General features: G+C 69.6%; 3 protein-coding genes. All 3 read left to right on the forward strand.

All coding sequences use genetic code 11. The features are described from left to right. The first annotated feature begins 838 nt into the window (after window positions 1-838). Window positions 839-1,069 (forward strand): hypothetical protein, encoded by a 231-nt coding sequence (locus DLJ47_RS35330; protein WP_146228029.1) that lies wholly within the window; start codon window positions 839-841, stop codon window positions 1,067-1,069. Next, the gene (locus DLJ47_RS05470) at window positions 1,066-2,247 is read left to right on the forward strand and encodes a hypothetical protein (protein ID WP_109899000.1); all 1,182 of its coding nucleotides are present in this window, start codon (window positions 1,066-1,068) and stop codon (window positions 2,245-2,247) included. Before DLJ47_RS35330 ends, DLJ47_RS05470 begins: the two co-directional genes overlap by 4 nt. Before the next feature lie 44 nt (window positions 2,248-2,291). After that, the coding region (locus tag DLJ47_RS05475) for a DUF4192 family protein (RefSeq protein ID WP_146228030.1) at window positions 2,292-2,485 on the forward strand (194 nt) is incomplete at its 3' end.

Consider the following 2,485-nt stretch of genomic DNA (forward strand, 5'->3'; position numbering starts at 1 on the left):
CGGTAGGCCCTTTCGAGAGTGCTGTGGAAGGTTCACTCGAAAGATCACGCGATGGCCGCGCTCTATGCCGGACGGGCTGTCCGGCAATCACGCCAACCGCGTTACACCACTATCAGGGACGCCACTACGAGGGGGGGCATCCCCGTGCACCTGGTGGCGCACGAGGACGTGTTGGTCCTGCGGCGGTGTTGAAGGATGCTCGGAACGGTCAGGAATCCTGACGCCGCCGGGCACGTCCGAAGCCGAGCGATTGCCGCCGAGCGGAAGTAGCGGCGCTATGGCCGCCCGGCTCGAGGCATGAGGCGTTCACGACCACCGTCCGCCACGCTCAATACCTGAGCTGCTGCGGTGACGGCCAGACAGTGGGCGGCCCGGCTCGCCGGTCACCACGTGCCCGCCGATGGTCAGCGGGCGAGTCCGATCCAGAGCACAGCGGGACCGGGCGCCTCGATCGGGGCGATGATTTTTGCGACCCGTGTTTCGGCACCGGTCGTGCGGAGCGGTACGCGGCAGTTGCCGCTATCCGCAACGTACTGCGGTCGTCGGGTACCGGTGCGATGAGCAGACCTGACAGGAGCGCGGGCATCGCCGCGCTGTCAGGTTCTGCCAGGAGGCCGAGCCTGACAGCCCGGCCGCCGGGACTCCCGGCGCGACTAGCCTGAACGCTCACCTTCCCTTTCCATGTGCTTCTGATCTGACGCCTCGCGGGACGGCATTGCGCCCACCATTTCCGGTCGGCAGCCGCCGCCAGCCTCGGATCTGGCACCCATAAACCCACGCCCCTCGCCCCACGCGACCGGGGCGCGGCATCCCCATCCCTTCAGGCGGCCACCATCCGGTGGCCGCCTTCTTCATGTCCGAAGGAGGACAGATGCTTCACCTGACACACGGCGACATCCGCGCCGGCCACCGCAACGCCGCCCAGCCCGACCTCCTCAACGGTGTCGCCGCACTCGCCGGCGACAACAGCGGCCCCCGTCCGGCTCACCTCACGGCACCGGCTTCCTGCGCCGAATCCGTCACGGACACCCACCGGGCCACCGCCGGCGATCGGACAGCGCAGCGATGACCGACGAGAGCCTCGCACACCAGATCCGCGCCCTGCACACCGAAACGATCGCCGCCATCGAGCAGCGGCAGACCCTGGCCGTCGAAGCCCGCTCCGCACTCATTACCGCGCTGCAAAACAGGCTGATCTGCAGGCCCGGCTGCGAGGACGCCCTAGCCACCTGGGGTCTGGAACCGCTGCCGCAACGATGGACCATCTCCGCCCAAGCGCAGCTGTCGCACACGCGGTCGCACACCAACCACGACGAAGCCCGCGAGCAGGCCCGCTTCGGCGTACCAGACGACCTACGCCTGCTGCAGCCAGCGATAGCGGTCTACCCACGACACGTCATCGACGTGACACCTGCCGCGAACGGAAGCGACCAGCTCGGGTCGCAGGAGTACCGCATCACCGCCCAGGTCACCCTCCATACCTGGGTCACGGCGGCCCGAGAAGCCGACGCCTACGAAGCCGCACCCGCCATCCTCGAGGGCCACCTACGCGTGCTGGCAGACGCCGGCATCACGGTGACCGGGCTGACATGGCAGACCGCCCACGGTCCCGACGACGTCCCGCACGACGACATCGACGCCAACGCACGAACCGTGGACGCGGCACAGTTGCCCGACCTCGCAGGCGACCTCACCGCGGCGACGGCCGCACGTGACACCGCGGTGCAGGACCTCGCCGACCTGCGGCGCCGCATCCGCGCCCGCGCGATCCGCGCCCTGATCGACGACGAGATCGGTGGCATCTATCAGCACACCGCCGAGCGGATCGAACGGTTCCTGGTCGATCTCGGGCTCGACCGGCTGCCGCGGGCACATCACGTCACGGTGGTCGCCGACCTGACGCTGCCGGCCGGCGCCGGCACCACCCGGGAAGCCTGCGACGCGGCACGAGACGTGATGCGGGCGGCCACCACCAGCAGCCCGGACGAGACGCGGCCGTGGACCGCGTACGGCTGGACCATCCCCGAGTACGCCACGTGCGACCACGACGGTTGGCGGATTCCGTGGCGGCACGAATACGAGATGCAGCTCCGCGGCCACGCCACCTCCGACGACGCGACGGCGGCAGCCGAAGCCCTCGCCCGCGCGGACCTGACCCGGGCGCTGCCCGGCATCGACCTGGTCACGGTGACCGCCAGCGTCGAGAACGTCGGTATCGACCTCTACCTGGACCCCGACCGCGACTGAACCCTCCGTCACCTGCCGACCCGAGACCCGCATTGGAGATCATCATGTCGTTCTCAGACAACAAGCTGACCGTGCGATCCCCAGCCGACCTGGTGACCGCGGTGCCGTACCTCCTCGGCTTCCACCCCGGCGACGGCAGCATCGCCGTGATCGTCTGCAGGGACCGCCGGATCATCTTCGCCGCCCGCAGCGACCTGCCCGCCCGGCCGGCCGCTGCACACGCCACCTCCCCGACCTC

This window comes from Micromonospora sp. S4605, from assembly GCF_003176715.1.
Taxonomy (GTDB): domain Bacteria; phylum Actinomycetota; class Actinomycetes; order Mycobacteriales; family Micromonosporaceae; genus Micromonospora; species Micromonospora echinaurantiaca.